Source organism: Lysinibacillus sp. GW823-FHT06C08 (assembly GCF_058795135.1).
On record NZ_JBXAHN010000004.1, the window covers coordinates 257200 to 280226 of the forward strand.

Here is a 23027-nt window from a genome sequence, read left to right on the forward strand (position 1 = left end):
AGACACGCTTTACATTAAATGACTCGTTCACCATCGAAATAAACAACCGGATTTTTCACTACACAATCAATATGGACATCCGCTGTATTTGCTCCACCGAATGGTACATTGCTACCGAATGCGATATGGATTGTCCCATAGACCTTCTCATCTTCTAATACATTACCACATAACATAGCACTTTTATTAGCTCCAATGCCGAACTCTGCGATGATCCGACCATTCTCTTCGCCAAGTAACTCTAGCAATCGAGGACCATCCGGACCAATTGCTTCTACTAATCGTCCATTAGAAATTTTTAATAATAATGGTTCCTTTAAGACTCCAATATTAGCAATAGAACCATCCACTAAAATTTCACCATTTGCAGATGTCTCTATTGGCGCAATATAGGATTCACCGGAGGGAATATTACCATGCTCTCCTGCTTGGCGAATAACGCCAGTCGAACGAATGCCTAAGCGGTTTTCTACACTAAATGTTAGCTCATGACCATCCTTAACAATTCGAATTCCTGCCGCCTTATCGAGAAGCTGGACATATTTTTCTACCATTTCCTCAATCTCTTGCGCATCTGCATGAAGCGCACCTTGTTCCAGCATCTCCCACGTAATACCTGGCATAGTCGCTACACGACCACCTTTTTCACAGGCATTTTTACGGGCTGCTGTATGTGTCAAGGAGTGAGTAGTCAAACAAAGTGAGACATCAGCATTTGCCAAAAGCGATGAAACTGCATGAATAGGCTCCTGTCCTGATTTCTCCAATAACGGCATAACCATAAGCATTGTATTAGCCGTTATTGTTAGCCCAGCCTCATAAAAGATTGTTGCTAAGTCTTGCTTTTGAACATCTGTCAAAATTAAAAGCGTTTCTGACGATTGAACATTTAAATGATCTTTTAATACCTTCAGTGCAATATCATGTAAATGCTGCATAGTAGCACTCCTTAATTAAAATTCAAATGATATCTACGAATGATTCCTTCTATTTCATTTCTAGCATCTGTTAAAGGACCCAAAAATTCAGGTACTCGTTGTTCCGTAAATCGGTAGATAGGGCCAGAAACAGTGATAGAGGCTACGACCTTTTCATCACTATTAAATATAGGCATAGCAAGTGCCAATACATCGACGGAATATTCACTGTTACTGAGTGCATAACCACAGCTACGTATTTTTTCAAGCTCTAACCGTATGTCATTTGCATTCGTCATCGTATTGGTCGTATAAGCGGTTAGCGGTTCATCAATAACCTTAGAAATTTGCTCATCACTTAGGAAAGCAAGCATAGAACGATAGGAAGCACCTACATAAAGCGGAGATCTACTTCCTCTTGAAACAGTAAACTTCACCTTATTCACAGGCTCCGCTTTTAATAAAGTTAACGCTTCCAATCCATTTAAAACTGTAAATATGGCGGTTTCACCAGTAACATCCTTTAAGTTATCAAGAACAGGCATACATAGCTGATCTATGTTTAATGAATCATACATATTCATACCAATTTCCCATAATGCAATACCCAAGGAGTACTTTTTGGTTACTGGATCCTTTGTAATAAACCCATTATTCTCAAATGTTTCGAGAATGCGATATAAATTTGTATGATTCATGTTCATCGCCATCGCTAACTCTCGACCACCCCATACAGGCTTTTCCTTTGTAAACATCTTTAAAACCGCAATTGATAAATTTAACGTCTTTAGCATATCTCTCATCCTTTTGATCTATTTATCTGTACAAACGGCTGCAAATCCCTCTCTTAAGGGGGATTAATTGAAAGATTTAACAGCCGTCAGCACCTGATATCACTTTATCAAAAGTAAGAGAGTAGCTAATCTCTTACTTTTGATAGAGGAAATCAATAGCAGCAGTAATATATACTTTTGCACAGCGTACGATATCCTCAACACGCACTTTTTCATTATACCCGTGAATGCTTGGTAAATAGGCCGGGCCGTATTGCAAAACCGGAATATCATACTGTCTGAAATGTCGAGCATCACTGCTTGCCCATTGCATAACACCATAAGCTTCTAATCCTGTTACAAATGAAATATTATCCACAATCGATTGGCAAACGGGATTTTCAGCTGGGGTATAATTGGCTACACTTTTGAAACCAAAACGTCTGATCGAATACTCAATGTCTAAGGCATCTAATTTATTCTTCAAGATTTCCGTTACTTCCTCCTGTGTAATACCGAATGGTAACCGACAATCGACCTGTACCTTACAATAATCTGGGATAACATTGGACTTCGTACCTCCCTCAATTGTACCAATATTTACAGTAATTTTCTCTAGTACTTCTTGATATTTCAGGCGGTCTTTCTCCACTTCACGCATATATTTTTTCGATACTTCTATTAGTGGCTGTACTTCTTCAGGAATGACAATATTCATGTCCCATAATGTGCGAATTTCTTGAATAGCTCGGATTGCATCATTAATTGCATTACGACCCGCTAAAGGTGATAAGCTACCATGTCCAGGTTCCCCATGCACTTCTAATTCAAACCAGTAGGAGCCTTTTTGCCCAATTGTCGGATTTAATGGAGATGAAGGCTCTGCAATTAAACATCCATCACCCTTAACTAAACCTCGCTCCAACAACCAAGGAACACCAAATTCCCCACCAGTTTCTTCGTCAGGTACAATGGCTAATGTTAATTTTCCTGGCAATTCAATATTCAATTTCTTGAGTAGTTTTGTAGCAAAAATAATACCTGCTAAACCTGCTTTCATATCGCTTGCACCACGCCCAAGCATCCAACCATCCTTCACTTCTCCAGAGAAAGGATCAAAATCCCATTTAGATAAGTCTCCAACAGGCACAACATCTGTATGCCCACAATAAACAAGTTCTTTGCCTTCACCATTTCCAATAGAAGCTACTAAATTAAACATTTTATCCGCAGCCTCATATTTTTGGTAAGCAATGCCTACATCATTTAGATAGTGCTCGATAAAGGCAGTTATTTCAGTCGTATCTCCTGGAGGATTCACACTTGGAATTTGAATGAGTTTCGAACAAAAATCAATTAACTCTTCTTGATGATTTTCCACTTCATCTACTAGTTGCAATTTTAGTGCTTGTAAGTCATTCATGTGCTTGTACCTCATTTCCTTTAGTTTGCAAATGCTTCATGCTACCGTATAAATTTTTCATATGTGTAAACTGCTTTTCATCAAAGAAAGAGCATTTATGTGCACCGTACGTTTTCGCCACTTCTAAGACAAATCGAACAACATTCTCTACATCTGTAACATGTGTTGCACCTGTTGCACAGCCTGCCACGATAGATTCGGTTGTAATTGCTACCCCTACAACAGGACTTGATGTCGCCACAGCGGGTTGTAAAATACTATTGATATGGAATAAACCATTCCCATATGGGGTAATGTCTTGCATTGTTAGCGGCAGTACAACTGGTGCAATACCTGCTGATTGCGTGTAAATTTGAAGCAAATCATCACTAATTTTTAATATGTAACCTTCTTTAACTGTTGGTGTAATGGCAAATCCTTTATGGTTACATACTTGGTTACCTTTTGTTGTATCAATTGAAAGAATAGCATCCATTGTTTCTTCCACTTCATTCTCGTTCATGACGCTAATATCGACTGGAGAATTCATAAATGGCACTGGCTCATGTGGTAAAGTGGGTGCAGTTGGACAAATATGAGTGGAGAAAATTACATCCCCCTCTAACTGGTCACCTTTTAAAGCCATATCAATCGCTTTTGCAGCGGAGGCCATACAGGCTAGTGCACCATCTCCATCCGATACAAAGCCCGTCATTTCAGGGCGTGCCCCAATACCGCCTAAGCGACCGATGATTCCTAATGTAGGCGCATAGCCACCTGAGGATTTACCATTCTTACCTTTCACTAGAACGCGGACAAAATCGGTTGAGCCATTTTCACCTTTAATTGTTTTAACTACTACATCTGCTGCTGGATTAATATTGTGTAAATACTCTTTCATAACTTCACCATTTACATACATACTATCCATTACCTCGTATAACTCCATAACATGCTTCAATGACATAATTAGTCCGCTCCTTTTTCTATCAAAAAATTTTATTCATTATGATTTATAAGCTTATATTGTAGATGCTTCTTGCTGAATAGCTTCCCATAAATGACATGATACTTGATGGGTTGCTGTCACCGTATCGAGTGTTGGTTGCTCTTCTGCACATTTGTCTGTGGCAAAACGACAACGTTTATGGAAGGCACAGCCACTCGGAGGATTCACGGGACTTGGAACATCCCCTGTTAAAATAATTCGTTCCTTTGTATCAAAAGGATTTTCCTTAGGGATAGCTGATAACAAAGCCTGTGTATAGGGGTGTTGAGGGTGATCATAAATTTCTTTATATGTGCCCATTTCAACAATTTTGCCTAAATACATCACTGCAATGCGATCACACATATAATTCACTACATTGAGATCATGTGAAATAAAAATATAGGTTAAACCAAAATCTTTCTGTAAATCTTTTAATAGATTGATTACTTGTGCCTGTACAGATACATCTAAGGCGGATACAGGTTCGTCACAAACAACTATATCTGGTTGAAGTGCAAGCGCCCGTGCAATATTAATGCGCTGCCTTTGTCCTCCTGAAAACTCATGGGGGTAGCGCTTTGCATGATAAGCACTCAACCCTACTGTTTCTAGTAGCTCCATGACACGCTTTTTACGTGATGATTCATCACCTATCCCATGTATCACTAATGGTTCAGCAATTAAATATTCAATCGTTTTACGAGGATCTAGGGATGCATAGGGATTTTGGAAAACCATTTGTATCGATTTTCGTGCAGAGCGAATATCCTTCGTATTTAAGCTTGCTAAATTGGTTCCCTTAAACTCAACGATACCCTCGGTTGGTGCTATTAACTGGTTGATTAAACGAGCAACCGTCGATTTCCCACAGCCCGATTCACCCACAATCCCAAGTGTTTCTCCTTTAAATAATTCAAAGCTTACTCCATCTACTGCTTTCACAAATTGTGTGGACTTTTTAAAAGGAATTGAGCTCTTAATAGGAAAATGCTTTTTTAAATTATTTACCTTTAAGATCAATTCATTGGGCTGTTGCATGAAAAACCCCCACCTTTCTAGCGACAATTTGATCTTTTGATTGCAAATGGCAGGCTACAAAATGATTGTCCTGGACTTCCACTAAATCGGGTATTGTACTACGGCATAGATCCGTTGCTAACGGGCAGCGAGCTGCAAAATGACAACCGCTTTGTGGCATGGTTAGATCGGGTGGACTTCCTGGGATGGCTGGCAACCTTTGCTGTCCTTGTGTCCCCATCGTAATCTGCGACTCTAATAATCCCCAAGTATAAGGGTGTAATGGTTTTTCATAGAGCTGCCTTGTTGTAGTCGACTCCACTGTACGGCCTGCATACATGACATTCACTTTGTCACAAAGCTCCCAAACTACACCTAAATCATGCGTAATCATAATAATGGCCGTATCATGTTCTTGCTGTAATTTTTTCATCAAATCAAGAATTTGAGCCTGTACAGTTACATCCAATGCTGTAGTGGGCTCATCAGCAATAAGTAGCTTTGGATTACAAGCAAGCGCAATAGCAATCATGACACGTTGACGCATTCCACCTGAAAATTCATGAGGATACATTTTCAAACGCTTTTCTGGCTCCGGAATCCCTACCATTTTCAGCATATCCACAGCTTTTATTGCTGCATCCTTCTTGGATATATGCTCATGAGCTTGGATCACTTCAAAAATTTGATTGCCCACTGTTAAAACGGGATTTAGACTCGTAATAGGGTCTTGAAAAATCATCGACATTTCATTACCTCTGACATTCCGCATTTCCTTTTCTGAAATCCCTATTAAATCACGCCCATTAAAACGAATTACTCCGTTCGTTATTTTTCCTGGCGGAGATGGAATTAAACGCATGAGAGCAGTGGCAGTAACACTTTTTCCCGATCCAGACTCACCAACAATTCCTAGTGTTTCCTTCTTATTTAATTGTAAATTAACTCCATTAACAGCTTTCATTGTAGAGCCACCACTCTTAAATTCTACTGTCAAGTTTTCTACATCTAGTAAACGTTCAGTCATGACGCCATCCCCTTTCATTAAACTTTCATTTTCGGATCTAATGCATCACGTAATCCATCTCCTAACAGGTTTATACCAAGGACTGTTAATAAAATACAGATACCTGAAAATGTCGCCATTTGAGGATTTAATACTAAAAAGTCTTTACCATCCTTTAAAATGCTACCCCATGAGGCTGTTGGAGGCTGTACCCCTAACCCTAAAAAGCTAAGTGCAGCCTCCGAAATAATAGCGCCTGCTGTACTCATCGTTCCATAGACAATCAATGGAGCTAAACAGTTGGGTAGTATATGACTAAAAATGATACGTGAATGTGTAGCCCCTAAAGAATGCGTCACCTCAATAAACTCTTCTTCTTTAACACTTAAAACCTGACCACGAACAAGCCTAGCAAACCCTGGTATATTGGCTATACCAATGGCGACTATAACGTTTACAAGCCCTTGTCCTAATACCGTCATTAACGTAATAGCTAATAAAATAAATGGAAAGGCGAAAAGGCCATCCATCGTGCGCATGATAATGGAATCACTACGGCCTCCAAAATATCCCGCAACAAGACCGAGTAATGTCCCAAACACAGCACCAAATAACACTGCTGCAATTCCAACAATCATAGATATTCGGGTTCCATAAACTAAACGACTAAACAAATCTCGACCATAGTTATCGGTTCCAAGCAAATGTCCATCGGTATTCATGGGTAAAAATGATTTACCAACAGTCATTTCATTTGGTGGGTGGGTTGCAATTAATGGAGCGAAGATAGCAACAATGGCCATCAAGGATACAATCACTAACCCAATTGTTGCTAATTTATTTTTAAGCAACTTTCGTAACAATGTATTTCTTTTTCTAGTTTCATTGACAACTGCTTGAGTCATTGTTATTTCTTCCCTCCATTCGATTCTAGATTGACCTTTGGATTCACAACCTTATACAACACATCAACGATTAAGTTAATAAGGACAAAGATAAAGGCAATGAAAATAACTGTACCTTGTACAACGACAAAGTCACGTTTATCTATCGCATCTACAATCAGTCGACCCATCCCAGGCCAGCTAAAAATCGTTTCTGTTAAAACGGCACCACCTAGTAAATTAGAAATTTGCATACCTAGTACCGTTAAGATTGGCGTTAAAGCATTTTTAAACGCATGCTTCCCAATAACCAAATATTCTTTTATGCCCTTAGAACGTGCTGTTTTAATATAATCTTGTGAAATGACCTCTAACATACTCGAACGTGTAATACGTGCGAATGTCGCCATTGGAATTGTTGCTAAAGCAAAGGCTGGCAAAATTAAATGCTTTAAATATGACCAAAAACCTTCACTCATATTCCCCATTCCAGTCGCAGGGAACCAGCCAAGATTGACACTAAAGAATAAGACAAGCATGATTCCCAACCAAAAAATTGGCATGGATACTCCTACTAGTGACACAAGCATGACCACATAATCAATGATCGTATTTTGTTTTCTAGCTGCCAATATACCTGCGGGGATTCCAATTACGACAGCTATTAATAAGGCTGCTAGTGCAAGTACAACTGTATTTGGGAATCTTTCGATAATAAGCCCCAACACAGACTCACTATAAGAATAGGAATAACCCAAATTTAACTGCGCTAAGTCACCTACATATGAAATAAATTGTGAAGGCATTGACTTATTTAATCCCAGCTCTTCTCTTAAATTCTCTACATCTTCCACACTAGCCTGGGGACCAAGCATGACAGAAGCCGGATCACCGGGAATCATTCGCGTGATAATAAATACGATGATACCAACTACTAACAGTGTTGGAATAAGGTTTACTAACCTTCTTAAAATAAATGAGCCCATCTTATTAAGACCTCCTTTTCATTATTAGAATCATTGGTTCATATTGTGAATAACTAAATACTACACCTAGCGATAATTATTTGTAAATATATTTTTCTGAATTTTTTTAATTTTATATTTACTTCTTGTTTACAAATGTGCTACTTTTATTTCGAACCTACCATTTTTGAATCAACGGTTCATATTGTGAAACATAATAAAGGAGGCTAGCACGGATGAAGAAAATAAACGTAAAAAAATCTTTTCTACTTTTCTTTTTAACTTTAATGATTGCTGTTTTAGCTGCTTGTGGTGGGAATACAGAAAAAAATAACTCATCAGATGAACAAGATGGAGAAGTTACTTCTGGAGGATCATTAAATGTTGGTCTTTCAGCGAATGCCAAAACGTTTGACCCGATCAAATATACAGGGGTTTATGAATCACAGGTAATGCGTCAAATGGGTGATACTTTAGTTGTTTATAACAAAGATCTGTCGGATATCATTCCCTCATTAGCAACGGAATGGAAAGTATCAGATGATATGTTAGTTTATACGTTCCAATTACGTGAGGGTGTAAAATTCCAAAAGGGACAATACCAAGATGGTCGTGAGATGACAGCTGAAGATGTGAAATATTCATTAGAACGTTCTGCTAAAGAATCGGCTATGAATCGTCTTAGTGGCGTGACAGAGGTTAAGGTACTATCTGATTATGAAGTAGAGATTCACTTAGCTACTCCTAATGCTGCCCTACTTGCTATGCTAACTGATGCTGGGAATATCATTATTCCAAAAGAAGAGATTGAAGGATGGGGCGATAAATTTTCTGAGCATTTCATTGGCACCGGTCCATTCCAGTTAACAGAATGGAAAAAAGACCAAGAAGTAAAACTGGCACGCCATGAAAATTATTGGGGAGACAAGCCAAATCTCGACCATTTAGCAATGAAATTTATCTCCGACCAAAATATGATGACCAATGCATTACGTTCAGGTGATATTGATATCGCGATGGACGTAAAAGGCCAAAATCGAGAAATTATCAATCAAGATAGTAATCTTGAGCTGTTAACAAATCCGGGCTTATCCATTGTTTACCTGGATCTCAACAATAAAGTAGGCCCAACTGCTGATAAGCGTGTACGTGAAGCCATTTATATGGCAACAAATGTTGAGGAAATCATTTCTGGTGTTAATCAATGGGGTGGCGGTGATGTTTCCTATTTACCTTTACCTCCAGGTTCTTGGGGTTATGATAAATCCTTAGTCGATATGGTACCGAAATATAATCCTGAAGAAGCTAAAAAATTATTAGCGGATGCCGGCTATGCTGACGGCTTCAAAACAGAGATTTACGTATCAGAGGCACGTGTTCCTTACGCAACGATTTTCCAAAGTCAATTGAAGAAAAATTTAAATATAGATGTTGAAATTAAAGTCCTTGAATGGGGTACTTACAGTGATACAGTAGCAAAGGGCAATGCTCCAATGAATATTGGTGGTTGGACTTGGTATCCAGATCCATATTTCTTCCTCTATCAATTATTCCACACAAATCAAATCGGAGCGTTAGGTAATGGTAAAGGCTACAGCAATCCAGAAGTTGATAAATTATTGGAGCGTGCTGTATCCGAAACAGTCGTACAAGAAGAACGAGCAAAACTATACCAAGAGGCATTAAAACTTATACTAGCGGATGTTCCACGTATCGAATTAGAAGCAACGCAAACTGTTGCAGGCGTAAATAAACATGTACAGGGCTTTGAAGTTTCAGCTGATAACTCTGTTCAAATTGTTCATCCAAATGGTACGAACGTATCCCTATCAAAATAACTCAACTAGAAAAGTGGAGATTCTTGTCTCCGCTTTTCTCTTCATAAGGAGAGATCTGATCCGATGACTCGATATATAAATGGGCTTGTCTTTAACTCTGACACTCGTAGCTTTGATAAACAGTCATTCCAAGTGCAAGGAGAATATTTCGAACAAGCTACACATACTGCCGAGAATGAAATAAATTTAGATGGTTATTATATTACTCCTGGCCTTATCGATAGTTGTTCACAAATTGGTTTAGCTGAAATTGGCATTCGTTGGGAAGGTGATGATAGCTATGAATTTGAATCGCACTTACAATATTCAGTTATTGATGGTATTTACCCCTTTGATGGTGCCTTTCAAAAGTCTGTCTCACATGGGGTTACAGCATCGCATATTGTTCCTTCTCCCAAAAGCTTAATTGGTGCCAAAACGGCTATCATTCATCATACACATACAACTGTAGATGAAATGATGATTGCAAAAGATGTTGCATATTCTTTTTCTATTGGGCACCAGGCAAAAAGTACATTTTTTGCTGAAAAGAAAAAGCCATTGACTCGTATGGGCATCGCTAAAATCTTAAGGGACACACTCCAACAAATTCAACAACAGGAACCTTCCATCCATAAGATTGTTGTACGGGCCCATAAAGCTGTCGATATTGAATTAATTCATCGACTACAACAAGAATTTAATAATGCTTTTGACTTTCATATTATTCATGGCACGGAAATTCCTCTTGTTGAAGAAACAGCTTTCCATACTGTTATTGCTGGGCCGACATTCCGTTATATTGAGCATAATGAGATGATGGAGCTGTCACCAAAGCTGTATCATCAGCTATTCACTCAAACAATTCCATTTGTTTTTTGTACAGATCACCCTGTTAGTAGCACATCCCATCTGACATTAGAAGGTTGTTTAGCTGTTAGAGAAGGTATGTCACGCTCCGATGTTCTCTATACTTTGACAACAGGTGCTGCTAATTTCCTAGGCATTGCCCATAAAACAGGTGCTATTCGTGATGGCCTTTATGCTGATTTTGTGATTTGGGATAAGCACCCATTAAATTTAGATGCACAGGTTATCGCTACTTTTATTAAAGGGGAAAAAGTTTATGCAACGGAAGAAGGTATGTCAAAATGATAATTTATCATCATGCAACGTTTCTCACAGTCAATGAACAAAATGATTTTTTTGAACAGCTATGGGTTGAAGATGGACGCATTGTTTATGTAGGGCCAGCAAAAGAAATACCCCCTTATGCGCACTTAATCGATCTACAGGGAGCATATGTCACACCAGGATTAATTGATATCCATGCACATGTAGGAACATGGGCAGAAGTAACTGAAGATATTAATGATGCTAATGAATATAGCGAACCATTTACGCCGCTTATGCATGCTTTAGACAGTGTTGATATTCGCCATTTCTCCTTTCAGCATGCCCTCGAAGGTGGCGTGACAACTGTACAAACTGGTCCGGGTAGTGCCAATGTTATTGGTGGTATTTGGAGTATCCTGAAAACAGCAGGTCCCACTCTCGCTTCTCGCGTCCTAGTAGAACGAAGTGGATTAAAAGGAGCATTAGGGGAAAATCCAAAGAACGTCTTTGGTAATCAATATAAACGAAAGCCAATGACCCGTATGGCGATTGCTCAACTGCTACGGGATGGCTTCCAACGGGCTAGCCTGCTGAATGAACAGGAGCAAGCTGAAGAGGTATTCCGAAATTCGGAATTACGACCATTTATTGAGGTACTCCGTGGTGAAATGCCCCTTCGTCTTCATTGCCATAGAGCAGATGATATTATGACCGCTATACGAATTGCCAAAGAATTTAATGTGAAGCTCCATTTAGAGCATTGTACAGAAGGCTATCTCATTGTTGATGCAGTAAAAAATAGTGGATTCCATGCAACGCTTGGTCCCTATATGTTAACCCCATCTAAATATGAAACCCGGCATTCTACACCAGCTATTGCTGCGATATTTAAAGAGCATAGTATTCCTTTTGCTATCATGACGGATCATCCCTTTGTACCCATTCAGTACTTAAAGTATTGCGCCTCTGAAGCAATTCGTTATGGGTTAGATGAACAAACAGCCTTAAAAAGCATTACGATACATGCCGCTAAGCTTGTACAGCTTGATCATCGAATTGGTAGTCTTGAGGAAGGTAAAGATGCTGATTTTGTTGTGTGGTCTCACCCTATTTTTGAAACGGAAGCGAAAGTACTACAAACCTATGTAAACGGAGAAAAATATTTTGAAGCGGAGGAAGCACAATGGAACACTCAAAAATTGCCATTGTAACTATTGGTCAAGCTCCTCGTAAAGATATGGCGGAGGATATTCAGCATTTAAAACAAGATGGCCTCCATGTTCATGAATTTGGTGTCCTTGATTCCCTATCTCCATCTGAAATTTCAGCGCTATCTCCCTCACAGGAAGACACTGATGTTTTAGTGACTCTCCTGACAAATGGTCAGCAGGTAAGGTTAAGTAAAGCAAAGCTCATGCCTTATATTCAGCAATGCCTTCATGATCTCCATGGCTTTACTTGGATTTTACTAATGTGTACAGGCGATTTTGCCAATAAACTATCCATTAAAAATCTATTACTCCCGGATCGTATGATGACTAATTTAGTGAAAGGCCTTCATACGGAATTAGCCATAGGTTTAATAGGCCCTGAGCCTGATCAACAAATAACGGTTGCAGAAAAATGGCAAAAAGCTCATTTTGAAGTGAATTTCTCTGCAAGTTCACCTTATCACTTTAATGCACACGATTTATTAGCAAAGGCACAGCAATTAGAATACGATGGTGCTGATTTGCTCATTCTTGATTGTATGGGCTATTCCACACCGATGAAAAATATGATTAAACATCAACTGAATATACCTATCATCGTTCCACGTGAAGCTGTTTTTACTATATTAAAGGCAATATGTTAATATCCTCTACTGAGGTGATTGATTTTCACTGAGAGTGGCGACACTCAAAGTGAAAATCAACCCCCATTAGACTCGCTTATTAAAATAAGGTAGCTGCTCCACAAATGACTTCGTTTCCTCATCTCCATACTCATGAACTAATGCATAAATTTTCATCAATCTTAAATCAATTTCATCATTTTCTCTATCTAAGTGATATTGGATATACGGTAACTGTGCACGCCATGCATTGGAAATTTCTAACAACTGCATTTGCTGAAAAATTTTCTCAAAAACATCTAATGCTTGTCGATCCACATTCAGTTCAAAATTCCAAGGCCCTGCATATGGATTCGTATAATAGGTTCTATTGGCAAGTGAAAAATATACACGCTGACGATCCATCATTACGATTCACTCCTTTTCCCATAGTATGGAGAGAATGATGTTGTTTTATTCTTTGGAATGTCAAACTTCCTTCACAATTAAAATGTCCATATCACTTATAATAAGTATGATGAACAAAGAACGGAGTGAGTATGATGAGTTTAACTACGCTCTTAATCGTCGCAATCATCATCGTTATTATTATCACTATTGCGACAGTTATCAGTGTCAACCGTGCCTATGCTTTTAAACATACCGTTGATGAAAAACCTAAACAAAGCTATCATCAAGAGGAGAACTAGCAAGTCATTCATTACTTATAAATTTTATTAATTGAATTTGGAGTGAAAGCAATGGGTGTACCATTACCAATTATTATTATGATTGCTATGATGATGTTAATGTTCGGTCTTTCTGTCATTTTCATTATCAAGAAAAAAAATAATATCTTTACGCAAACAATTGACGCAAAGCCAGAACAATTTCCATCGCAACAAGAGGAAGAACAACGATGAAATATCCCTTTATTTGGCTCATTAAGTTTTATAGAAAATACATCTCGCCAATGACGCCACCTACTTGTCGTTTCCATCCCACATGTTCTTCTTATGGCCTCGAAGCTTTTCAAAAGCATGGGGCGCTAAAAGGTTTTATTCTAACTATTACACGTATATCCAAATGCCATCCTTTTCATCCTGGTGGCTTTGATCCAGTGCCAGAAAAATGGCCTTCGAAAAAGAATTAATTTTCGGAGGTCATTTTTTCTTGTACTTTTTGAAGTTGTGCGTTATTATAATAACTGTTCTAAAAAATAAATCGTAATGGTTACTATTTAAGAAAGGGATTATATTATATGAAAAAAGTTTATGTATTATTGCTAGTCACAGTTCTTGCCCTGTTTACCGCTGCTTGTGGAGATCAATCATCTACTTCCCCAAAATCTTCTAATGAGACGGATAAATTAACAATTTATACTACTGTTTATCCTTTAAGCTATTTTGCACAGCGTATTGGCGGTGATTTTGTTGATGTCTCTTCTATTTATCCGGCTGGTGCCAATGAACACACATTTGAACCAACTCAAAAAGATATGATGAAATTAGCAGATGCCGATATCTTTTTCTATATTGGCTTAGGACTAGAGGGCTTTGTTGAAAATGCTAAAAAAACATTAGCGAATGAAGATGTCACAATGGTGGCAACTGCCGATGAAGTTTCAGATGAAAAATTAGCTACAAGTACAGGTCATGTTCATCCAGAAGAAGATCACCATGATCACGCTACAACTGAGGAAGAACACGATCATGCGGAAGAAGAACATGGACACGATGATCATGAGCATGGCGATATAGACCCTCATGTTTGGCTGTCTCCAACAATTAGTCAGGATTTAGCACTTGCTATTAAAAACACGTTGGTGGAAAAAATGCCTGCTCAAGAATCTACTTTTAATCAAAATTACGAGGCATTGGTAAAAGAATTACAAGATTTAGATGGTGAATTTAAAGCAATGGCTGATCAAGCACAAAATAAAACATTTTTTGTATCTCATGCAGCATTCGGCTATATTGCAGGTCAATACGGTCTAACACAAGTACCTATTGCTGGCTTAAATTCTCAAAATGAACCATCACAAAAAGAACTAACATCGATTGTTGATAAAGCTAATGAATTGCATATTCACTATATTTTATTTGAACAAAATGTCTCTTCTAAATTAGCAGAGGTCATTCAAAAAGAAGTTGGTGCAGAATCACTTGTATTGCATAATTTAAGTGTATTAACGGCCGACGATGAAAAAAATAAGGAAACTTACTTCACATTGATGAAGAAAAACATTCAAACATTAGATAAAGCTTTAAGCAGTCAATAATTGATTGAAAGAAGGAGGTGCCCCGAAATTGGATGGGACACCTCCTTTATTATGACGTATTTTTCTTGCGGTATTCGTTTTTCTGTTCGCTCAATCGATAGAAACCGCTTCGTTGTTTGGGACACTTGAATATCTTTTGAATGAGGCACTAGGAAAGCCACCATACTTTCTACTAAAATCGTTGCCCATTCATTAACATCAAAAGAGTCTATAGTGTTTAAATCGTTCTGGTTTTGTGAAACAAGTTTTGTAGGCTTTTCTATGAATGGTTTGTTGGCTAGCCTATTTTCGTCCATTATAGATATACCCTTATTTGGATTAAAACCTTCATGCAAAGGCGTTGTTACACTTTGTCTTTTTGTTACTTCCTGCATTTCAGAATATTTCTCACTTGTTGCAGCCGGGAAGCTTGCATAATCCCATGTATGATCCTGTGATAATTGGCGATCCGACACTAGAAAGTATTGATAACGTACTTCCCCCTTCCGGTCAGGTAATGGATCATCCCACGTCACATCGATATGATACCAATTATGATCAAGTTTCACTAATACCCAGGCATGGAGCTGTTCGCCCACTTTTCCAGGTACATATTGCACCTCAAAGCCCAGCATTTCTAGCATTCGATAAAGCACTAATGCATATGCCTGACAGACTCCCTTATTTTCTGTCAGTAGCGTGTAAGGGGAATATTGACTTCCTTCTGTTTCTTTTGAATATTCCGCAGTTAGAACAATAAAATCATGTGCAGCCTGTAATTTTTGTATGTCGCTTAATCCTTGCATAGGTGCAATAATATCCGTCAATGATTGTTCGACAATTGCTTCCTCTGTTTGTGAATGATGATAGGTAAATGTAAAAGCAATAGCTATATTTTTGTTATAACCATCATACTTCCATTTAAAGCTAGAAATATTAGTATAAATATAAGAGTTTTGAATCGCACCTTTCGTAATGTCTGTTAGTTCATCTTTAATATCAGATATGTCACCAGTATAGTAAATAGAGAATTCCGTTGATAGCTGCGTAACTTCTTTATTAATGAGAGATTGTAGTGTTTTAATTGAATCAGCAGTTGCTACATCATCTTTTTCATAGTTTGCAAAAACTTGCACATGACTCATTTGTAGAACAAATAATATAATGACAGCATTATATATATATTTCCTCATATGAGTCATTCTCCTTTACTAAATAGTTTATGCCTCTCCTTTTTTATTATGTTAATGAATGACTAATTTCATGCTAAAAGTTCAAATATTTACAAAATAAAAAGAAGCCTAGTGTACAAAAGGCTTCTTTTTTACATGTATTTTATTGTAGTAATTTTCGTCTAAGCAGCTTATCTGCTCCGTTTCGTGGGAGACTGTTTGTTATAATAATTTCCTTTGGCAACTTATATTTAGCCAGCCTCTGTTGACAGAAAGCTTGTAATTGTTCGACTGATACTTGTTCATTCAACACAACAAAAGCAACCGGTACTTGTCCCCATTGCTTATCATCGGCACCACATACACCCGCTTCCTTAACAGCTGGATGCATGAGCAGCACATTCTCTATTTCTGCAGGATATATATTTTCTCCACCAGAAATTATCAAATCTGCTCTGCGATCTATGACAAATAAATAACCATCTTCATCTAGATAGCCAATATCTCCCGTATGCAACCAGCCATCTCGCGTGGCGCTTTTTTGTGCAAAACGGCCGATATAGCCAGGTGTAACATGGGGTCCTCTAATACAAATTTCTCCTTCGCCTTGCGCGTTGGGTTCTACAATTTTGATTTGATTAAAAAATAAAGGCTTTCCGGCAGAGCCAATTTTCCAAATCGCATCCTCACTTGCTAATGTAGCTGTTTGCGAGGAGGTTTCCGTCATACCATACGTTTGAGCTACAGCTAAGTTTAACGTATGTGCTCTCGATAAGTAATCAGCTGGCACTGGTCCTCCACCAGCAAGCATTAATTTAAAACGGGAGGAAGCTTTAGCTTTATGTTGCTCCAACGTATGTAAAATTCTTTCCAACGTCACAGCTACAACTGACATATGCGTTACTTCACCATTCATAATATGATGCGTAATAGCTTCTACATCAAAATGATCATATAAATAGACTTGATTGCCATATAACAGTGAACGCACTAATATTGAAAATCCACTAATATGGAATAATGGAACAGCACATAGCCAAACATCATCAGCCTGTAGGCCAATATTTAAAACCGAGGCCGTTGCACTAGCCTGATGGTTACCTACCGTTTGACGGACCCCCTTTGGAAAGCCTGTTGTCCCAGAGGTATACATAATCGTTGTTGTTTGGTCCAAAGGCCATTCCTTTCCGATATCGAATGCACCTTCTTCTCCCTCTTCAATCGTTGAAAATAAATAATGAGCCGTATTTGCAGGCAACTTATTTACATCTTCATCCGCAATCAATACGGCAACTGCCTCAGAATCCGCCAACTGGTAACCAAGTTCATCCTGTGACAATCTACGATTTAGCATAACCATCTCACATTGTAGATGCAAGCAAGCATACATGGTGATTACAAGCTCTGGTTTACTTGGCCCCATGATGGCAATTCGATCACCCCGCTTTATACCCAGTCCCACTAATTGGCGAGCACGCTTACTAGATAAATCATTCAACTCTAAAAAAGTCCAACTTTGTTCTTTATAAGTTAATGCCTTACGTAACGGTGTTAAATAGGCACGCTGTATAATCCAATTCGGATACATATTTGTCACTCCAATCACCCTACATCTTAACGCTTTACCCTAGCGCTTGTCTATTCGTGATGCATTTGCTTTTAAAACGCTATAATTTTGTTTTATCCATCATTTTTGTGTTTTTATCCGTCACTTTGCTTGTTCTATCCGTCACTTTTGTGTTTTTATTCGTCACTTTCCTCGCTCTATCCGTTTTTGCTGCTATCCGCCACATTGCTTCTACGCCACTCCTAATTTCCCAGGCATACAAAAAAGCTCGTATCTCTAATAGATACGAGCTTTACAAGCACCCTAGCTAATAAATCAAGGGAATCTTGGGAATTGGCCAAAGTCTGGTTGACGTTTTTCTTTGAAAGCGTCGCGACCTTCTTTTGCTTCATCTGTTGTGTAGTAAAGAAGTGTAGCGTCACCAGCCATTTGTTGAAGACCTGCTAAGCCGTCTGTATCTGCATTCATCGCTGCTTTTAAGAAGCGCAATGCAGTTGGTGACATTTGTAGCATTTCTTCACACCATTGAACAGTTTCATCTTCTAATTGGTCATAAGGAACCACTGTATTAACTAGGCCCATATCAAGCGCTTGTTGTGCATCGTATTGACGGCAAAGGTACCAAATTTCACGGGCCTTTTTATGTCCAATAATACGAGCAAGATAGCCTGAACCGTAACCAGCATCAAATGACCCTACTTTTGGACCTGTTTGTCCAAAGCGAGCGTTGTCCGCAGCAATTGTTAAATCACAAACAACATGTAATACGTGTCCTCCACCAATTGCATAGCCTGCAACCATTGCCACTACAGGTTTTGGAATTACACGGATTAAACGTTGTAAATCAAGAACGTTTAGACGTGGGATTTCATCGTCTCCTACGTAGCCACCATGACCACGAACTTTTTGATCTCCGCCTGAGCAGAAGGCATGTTCACCTTCACCTGTTAAAATAATTACACCGATATTTTTATCATCGCGTGCACGTGAAAATGCATCAATCATTTCCATAACCGTTTTTGGGCGGAATGCATTACGCACTTCTGGACGATTAATCGTAATTTTTGCGATTCCGTTATAGAACTCATACTTAATATCTTCATAAGTATGTAATGAAGTCCATTGACGTGTCATTGAATTGCCTCCTATATTCTAAATTCGTCTCGTTATTATCGAGGCGCTAACGTAACAAGTATAATATTACGTTATATACTCCTCTACTATTGTAGCAAATTCAGCGGGATTTTCCACATGAATTGCATGTCCAGCATCAATTACTGTCATATGCCTAACAGTTTTTAATAGCGCTTTCATTTCTAGTGCAATTTTACAAAATTTCTCATCTAATGAACCCGTAATCAGGAGTACAGATATTTCTAGTCGGTCCAAGAGGTGCCAATTCGAAGGCTGGGTTCCTGTTCCAACCCCTCTTAAGCTACCAGCCAATCCTTCTTCCCTCTGTGAAAGTCTTTCTGCACGAATAGCCTTTCGCACAGTGTCAGGAAGATGACGCTGTGATCCAAAAAGCGGTATATTCTCCCATGAATTCACAAAAGAGACTAACCCATTAGTGATGATTTTTTGTGCTAAAATGTCATCTCTCTCACTACGTTCACGTCGTTCTTCTACTGTTCGTAAACCGGGAGATGCACTTTCTAAAATAAGCTTTTGAATACGATCAGGAAACGCAATGGCATAAGATAATGCAATTCTGCCTCCCATTGAATAGCCCAACAATGTAAACTTCTCCATATGGAGCTGACAAAACAATTCCTCTAAGTCCTGTAATTGTTCCTCCATTGAAAAACGCTTAATTTGCTCTGGAGTAGCTGTTTGCCCATGCCCAATTAAATCAATCGCAATAACACGGACATCCGGCAAGGATTGCGCCAAATTGTACCAGGTAGCAGTGCTTCCCGTAAATCCATGTAAAGCAACTAATGTATAGCTACCGGTTTCATTCCATATGTCCACATGGGTTTTAAGTCCTCGGATTAATAAGCTCGTCATGCTTTAAACTCCGCATTAATACGATTCCATAACGCTCGATGAGCCTGAACGTTCTCTGCTCTATCTGTAAATATTTCAATTAAGCGTAAAGACCATTTTTTGTCTGATGAAAACTTCTCTGATAATTCAGAGATAGTATCTACTCGTATATAATCCATATTATACATATGGGCAATATCATGAAATTCAAGTGCCGTCGGTGTGCCAAAAAGATCCTCGTAATGGGCTTCTACTGTTGATTGAGGTAAATAAGAAAAAATACCTCCACCATCATTATTCATCACAATAATGGTTAAGTTACATTCTTGGTATCTAGAAGCAATCAGTCCATTCACATCATGTAGAAAGGCTAAATCACCAATTAATAAATAGGTTTCTCGGTCATTTCCTTCACTAAAGCCCAATGCTGTAGATACTACTCCATCAATCCCATTCGTCCCACGATTCGCAAAGAAACGTATATCCTTCGGTGTTGCTAATAAAAATGTATCAATATCACGCACTGGCATACTACTGCTAACGAATATATCGCTACCATCAGGAATCATTTTCAGTAAACGACTGACCATCGCACCTTCATCTTTTTCTATCTCTGAATACTGTTCAATATAAGTAGCAGCCAACTGATTGGCTTTTTGCCATTCGGCTAAGTATGCTTCCTCAAATGCAGTGTTAGTAATGGCTAATTGTGTTAACCATTGATCGATATTTGCATGAATAAAATGTGTAGATACGCCAGTAGCATCTCTAAACATAGGATCTTCATCAATAATGACATAAGCATTTGGCTCTGTTTTTGTAATAAATTGCATGATAAATTTTGAAACAGGCTGTGCCCCAATACGTAAAACTGTATCCGGCTGAACAAGTGCCTTAAAATCCTCACTCTTCATAATGGCATCGTAGGTTGTCACGAGATATGGTAAGCAATCCTCTGGTACAGCTGCACGCATATTTGACAAGCTTTCTACTAGGACTGGCCATTTCAACTGACGTACAAATTCCCAGACAAACGCTAGGTCCGTCCCAAGTGCTAATTCTCCAACAATAATAAAGCCTCTTTTAGTCGACTTTAAAATAGAGGAAAGTTCCTGCATAGCAGCGCTTGTTGGGATTAATTGTCCCATGCTGCTATGTTTAAATGTCATAGTTGGCAATTCATCCTGTAAATCAATTAATAAAGGCTCTCGGAAAGGAACATTCATATGCACTGGTCCAAAAGGCGCACTGGTAGCAATTGCTACTGCTCGTGCAATATGACGTTCGATAAAAGGCAATGTAGGAGCAGCACCATCTGCTAATGGAAAATCTACACTCCATTTCACATGTGAACCATATAAATGAGGCTGATTAATTGCCTGCGGTGCACCTACCTCTCGTAGTTCATGTGGTCGATCAGCTGTGATGACAATTAGCGGCACACGAGCATAGTTTGCCTCAACAATTGCAGGAAAGTAGTTTGCTGCTGCTGTACCGGATGTACATAAGAGAACAACAGGCTTAGCAGTAGCTTTCGCAAGCCCTAAAGCAAAGAAAGCAGCTGAGCGCTCATCTACTTGACGATACATTTTTATTTGTTTTGTAGAAGCGACCGCGTAGGCAAGAGGTGTTGAACGTGAGCCTGGACTAACGACAACAGTTTCTACCCCAACTTGTACTAACGACGCGACCATTTTATAAACATAATCTGTTAAAATTTTTCGTTCACTCATGTAATTGTCCTCCTAGCGCACGAAGCATTGGACGGAATTTTACTAATGTTTCATCATATTCAGATTGTGGTTCTGAATCTGCTACAATACCTCCACCGGCATATAAATAAGCCTTATCATGAAGCAATGCCGCTGACCGTATCGCGACTGCAAATTCTCCATTTCCCTCTGCATCTAACCAGCCAATTGGTGCAGCATACAAGCCTCTATTCATCGGTTCATACTTACGAATAGCTGCCAAAGCCTCCATACGTGGTACTCCTCCTAATGCTGGAGTAGGATGTAAAGTTTTTGTGAGCTGTAATATCGTAGCATCCTTATTGAGCTGACCTTCGACAGGTGTATATAAATGTTGAATATCTCTTATTTTTAATAGACGTGGACTTTCAGGAAGCGTGATATCCACACAATTTTTACGGAATGTGTCAGCAATCATATCGACAACATATTGGTGTTCCCCTCCGTTTTTTGGATCCTGTAACAAGCTTTGTCCATAAGCCTCGTCTTCTTCTGCTGTTTTTCCTCGCTTAATTGAACCAGCAACACATGAAGAAAATGCTCGACCATCCTCCACTTTTACAAGGCGCTCAGGTGATGCTCCGAAGAACAATAGATTTTCATGCTCTAAGCCGAATAAATAACTTTCTGGTTGTTCATGGATAATTTGCGACAGCACTTGTGGAGCAGTTACTTCCTCTTTAAATTGCAGTGCAAGTGATCGTGCAATAACAACCTTATCCGCTTTCTTTTGCTTAATTAAAGCTGTCACTTGGTCAATAGAAGCTAAATAAGGATCTTTATAAGGCTCAAAGTAGCTTGATATTTCAGGCTTTGAATACGTTTTCACTTCCTTAACCTGTGCGGCATGAACTAAATGATCTCGCTCTTTTCTCAATGCCTCAAACTGAGCCTCACCATGCCGATCCTGTGTCAGAAGATGAATGCTCACATATGCCTTATCATCTCGTATGACAAGCTGAAAAGTCGCTAATGCAAAATAAGCCTCTGGAAAACCCGTCCATTCCCCAGCAACATTATTTTGTGGATCAAATGTAAAGCCCCCAAACAAAATAGGTTGGAGCTCGCTTTGTCCTTTCAGACAGTTCTTTGTTAAACTCTTCCATTCAGCTTCTACAGCATCAAAACGATCATTTTTTTTATTATTTTGAATGGTATGGGCATGTCCTAGCCCAACTAATGTCATTGTTTTTTCTCTATTTTGCCAATAAAATCGTTCACCTTTATAGCACTCTTCACCTGCTGCATAAAATGCTAATGCAGATAGGTGACTCACTTCCATTGTTTCCATATAAAAATGAAGGCTTTGGCCCAAAGAGTCCACTTCTACTTCTGTGGCTTGGTACCACTTCTGTTGCATGAAAATTACCTCCGTTGTTGCAGTGTACATAATAAATGATGGCGAAAATACATCATTTTATGGGCTGGCAACCGTGTCATTCGTACTGTTGCTATCCACCCTATTTTTATTTTCAGTTCATAAATGCATGTTCTATTGTATCACTTTTTTTCATTTTACAGTATGTAATAAGCTGTGAACCTACCCATTTTCTCAATCTTCGTTTAAAATAAGAAGAGTCGACAACA

Annotated in this window: 24 protein-coding genes; 8 read left to right on the forward strand and 16 right to left on the reverse strand. The window is 38.7% G+C overall.

Going from position 1 to position 23027, the window contains the following annotated elements; translation table 11 throughout:
- Positions 1-14: 14 nt before the first annotated feature.
- From AC1Q6O_RS12875 to AC1Q6O_RS12910, 8 genes are all read right to left on the reverse strand, one after another.
- Positions 15-938, reverse strand: a complete 924-nt coding sequence (locus AC1Q6O_RS12875) for an aminopeptidase (protein ID WP_090003229.1) — start codon at positions 936-938, stop codon at positions 15-17.
- An 11-nt stretch (positions 939-949) separates the two neighbouring features.
- A complete protein-coding gene (locus tag AC1Q6O_RS12880; protein ID WP_043990725.1) occupies positions 950-1711 on the reverse strand; it encodes an IclR family transcriptional regulator in 762 nt (253 codons plus the stop codon).
- A gap of 133 nt (positions 1712-1844) precedes the next feature.
- Complete coding sequence (locus AC1Q6O_RS12885) at positions 1845-3113, reverse strand: M20 family metallopeptidase (RefSeq protein ID WP_090003230.1); 1269 nt, start codon at positions 3111-3113, stop codon at positions 1845-1847.
- Entirely contained in the window at positions 3106-4059 is a 954-nt protein-coding gene (locus AC1Q6O_RS12890; protein ID WP_008180369.1) for a DUF1177 domain-containing protein, read from the reverse strand. The genes AC1Q6O_RS12885 and AC1Q6O_RS12890 overlap by 8 nt, the downstream gene beginning before the upstream one ends.
- A gap of 54 nt (positions 4060-4113) precedes the next feature.
- Positions 4114-5121, reverse strand: a complete 1008-nt coding sequence (locus AC1Q6O_RS12895) for an ABC transporter ATP-binding protein (protein WP_008180368.1) — start codon at positions 5119-5121, stop codon at positions 4114-4116.
- On the reverse strand, positions 5105-6127 hold the full coding sequence (locus AC1Q6O_RS12900; RefSeq protein ID WP_043990724.1) for an ABC transporter ATP-binding protein: 1023 nt from the start codon (positions 6125-6127) through the stop codon (positions 5105-5107). Before AC1Q6O_RS12900 ends, AC1Q6O_RS12895 begins: the two co-directional genes overlap by 17 nt.
- A 17-nt stretch (positions 6128-6144) precedes the next feature.
- A complete protein-coding gene (locus AC1Q6O_RS12905) occupies positions 6145-7011 on the reverse strand; it encodes an ABC transporter permease (RefSeq protein WP_008180364.1) in 867 nt (288 codons plus the stop codon).
- 2 nt (positions 7012-7013) lie between these two features.
- Positions 7014-7976 (reverse strand): ABC transporter permease, encoded by a 963-nt coding sequence (locus AC1Q6O_RS12910; protein WP_008180362.1) that lies wholly within the window; start codon positions 7974-7976, stop codon positions 7014-7016.
- A 215-nt stretch (positions 7977-8191) separates the two neighbouring features.
- Between AC1Q6O_RS12910 and AC1Q6O_RS12915 the strand changes: the two genes are divergently transcribed.
- From AC1Q6O_RS12915 to AC1Q6O_RS12930, 4 genes are all read left to right on the forward strand, one after another.
- The gene (locus AC1Q6O_RS12915) at positions 8192-9793 is read left to right on the forward strand and encodes an ABC transporter substrate-binding protein (protein WP_089985597.1); all 1602 of its coding nucleotides are present in this window, start codon (positions 8192-8194) and stop codon (positions 9791-9793) included.
- A 63-nt stretch (positions 9794-9856) separates the two neighbouring features.
- On the forward strand, positions 9857-10927 hold the full coding sequence (locus tag AC1Q6O_RS12920) for an amidohydrolase family protein (RefSeq protein ID WP_008180358.1): 1071 nt from the start codon (positions 9857-9859) through the stop codon (positions 10925-10927).
- A complete protein-coding gene (locus AC1Q6O_RS12925) occupies positions 10924-12099 on the forward strand; it encodes an amidohydrolase (protein ID WP_089985595.1) in 1176 nt (391 codons plus the stop codon). The genes AC1Q6O_RS12920 and AC1Q6O_RS12925 overlap by 4 nt, the downstream gene beginning before the upstream one ends.
- A complete protein-coding gene (locus AC1Q6O_RS12930; RefSeq protein ID WP_089985593.1) occupies positions 12072-12743 on the forward strand; it encodes an AroM family protein in 672 nt (223 codons plus the stop codon). Before AC1Q6O_RS12925 ends, AC1Q6O_RS12930 begins: the two co-directional genes overlap by 28 nt.
- Positions 12744-12809: 66 nt before the next feature.
- Here AC1Q6O_RS12930 and AC1Q6O_RS12935 read toward each other — a convergent pair whose 3' ends face one another.
- Complete coding sequence (locus tag AC1Q6O_RS12935) at positions 12810-13127, reverse strand: hypothetical protein (RefSeq protein WP_008180353.1); 318 nt, start codon at positions 13125-13127, stop codon at positions 12810-12812.
- A gap of 134 nt (positions 13128-13261) precedes the next feature.
- On the opposite strand from AC1Q6O_RS12935, the gene ytzI reads away from it, so the two are divergent.
- From ytzI to AC1Q6O_RS12955, 4 genes are all read left to right on the forward strand, one after another.
- Positions 13262-13411 (forward strand): YtzI protein, encoded by a 150-nt coding sequence (gene ytzI, locus AC1Q6O_RS12940; RefSeq protein ID WP_225316113.1) that lies wholly within the window; start codon positions 13262-13264, stop codon positions 13409-13411.
- 51 nt (positions 13412-13462) lie between these two features.
- A complete protein-coding gene (locus tag AC1Q6O_RS12945; protein WP_008180350.1) occupies positions 13463-13624 on the forward strand; it encodes a hypothetical protein in 162 nt (53 codons plus the stop codon).
- The gene (yidD, locus tag AC1Q6O_RS12950; protein ID WP_008180348.1) at positions 13621-13854 is read left to right on the forward strand and encodes a membrane protein insertion efficiency factor YidD; all 234 of its coding nucleotides are present in this window, start codon (positions 13621-13623) and stop codon (positions 13852-13854) included. Before AC1Q6O_RS12945 ends, yidD begins: the two co-directional genes overlap by 4 nt.
- A 108-nt stretch (positions 13855-13962) precedes the next feature.
- Positions 13963-14982 (forward strand): metal ABC transporter solute-binding protein, Zn/Mn family, encoded by a 1020-nt coding sequence (locus AC1Q6O_RS12955; RefSeq protein WP_089985591.1) that lies wholly within the window; start codon positions 13963-13965, stop codon positions 14980-14982.
- On the opposite strand, the gene AC1Q6O_RS12960 is transcribed toward AC1Q6O_RS12955, so the two are convergent.
- The 7 genes from AC1Q6O_RS12960 to AC1Q6O_RS12990 form a co-directional block, all read right to left on the reverse strand.
- Positions 14976-16154 carry a transglutaminase domain-containing protein gene (locus AC1Q6O_RS12960; RefSeq protein ID WP_043990723.1) on the reverse strand — a complete coding sequence of 393 codons (1179 nt, stop codon included), beginning with the start codon at positions 16152-16154 and terminating at the stop codon, positions 14976-14978. The two genes, AC1Q6O_RS12955 and AC1Q6O_RS12960, sit on opposite strands and share 7 nt — an antisense overlap.
- A 142-nt stretch (positions 16155-16296) precedes the next feature.
- Positions 16297-17721 (reverse strand): o-succinylbenzoate--CoA ligase, encoded by a 1425-nt coding sequence (locus AC1Q6O_RS12965; RefSeq protein ID WP_239354783.1) that lies wholly within the window; start codon positions 17719-17721, stop codon positions 16297-16299.
- Between the two features lie 79 nt (positions 17722-17800).
- Positions 17801-17926, reverse strand: a complete 126-nt coding sequence (locus AC1Q6O_RS12970; RefSeq protein ID WP_258955057.1) for a hypothetical protein — start codon at positions 17924-17926, stop codon at positions 17801-17803.
- A gap of 89 nt (positions 17927-18015) precedes the next feature.
- On the reverse strand, positions 18016-18834 hold the full coding sequence (menB, locus tag AC1Q6O_RS12975) for a 1,4-dihydroxy-2-naphthoyl-CoA synthase (RefSeq protein WP_008180343.1): 819 nt from the start codon (positions 18832-18834) through the stop codon (positions 18016-18018).
- Between the two features lie 66 nt (positions 18835-18900).
- Positions 18901-19710, reverse strand: coding sequence for a 2-succinyl-6-hydroxy-2,4-cyclohexadiene-1-carboxylate synthase (menH, locus tag AC1Q6O_RS12980; protein ID WP_089985584.1), 810 nt, complete (start codon positions 19708-19710; stop codon positions 18901-18903).
- Complete coding sequence (gene menD, locus AC1Q6O_RS12985) at positions 19707-21422, reverse strand: 2-succinyl-5-enolpyruvyl-6-hydroxy-3-cyclohexene-1-carboxylic-acid synthase (protein ID WP_089985582.1); 1716 nt, start codon at positions 21420-21422, stop codon at positions 19707-19709. The genes menH and menD overlap by 4 nt, the downstream gene beginning before the upstream one ends.
- A complete protein-coding gene (locus AC1Q6O_RS12990) occupies positions 21415-22800 on the reverse strand; it encodes an isochorismate synthase (protein WP_089985579.1) in 1386 nt (461 codons plus the stop codon). The genes menD and AC1Q6O_RS12990 overlap by 8 nt, the downstream gene beginning before the upstream one ends.
- Between the last annotated feature and the right edge of the window lie 227 nt (positions 22801-23027).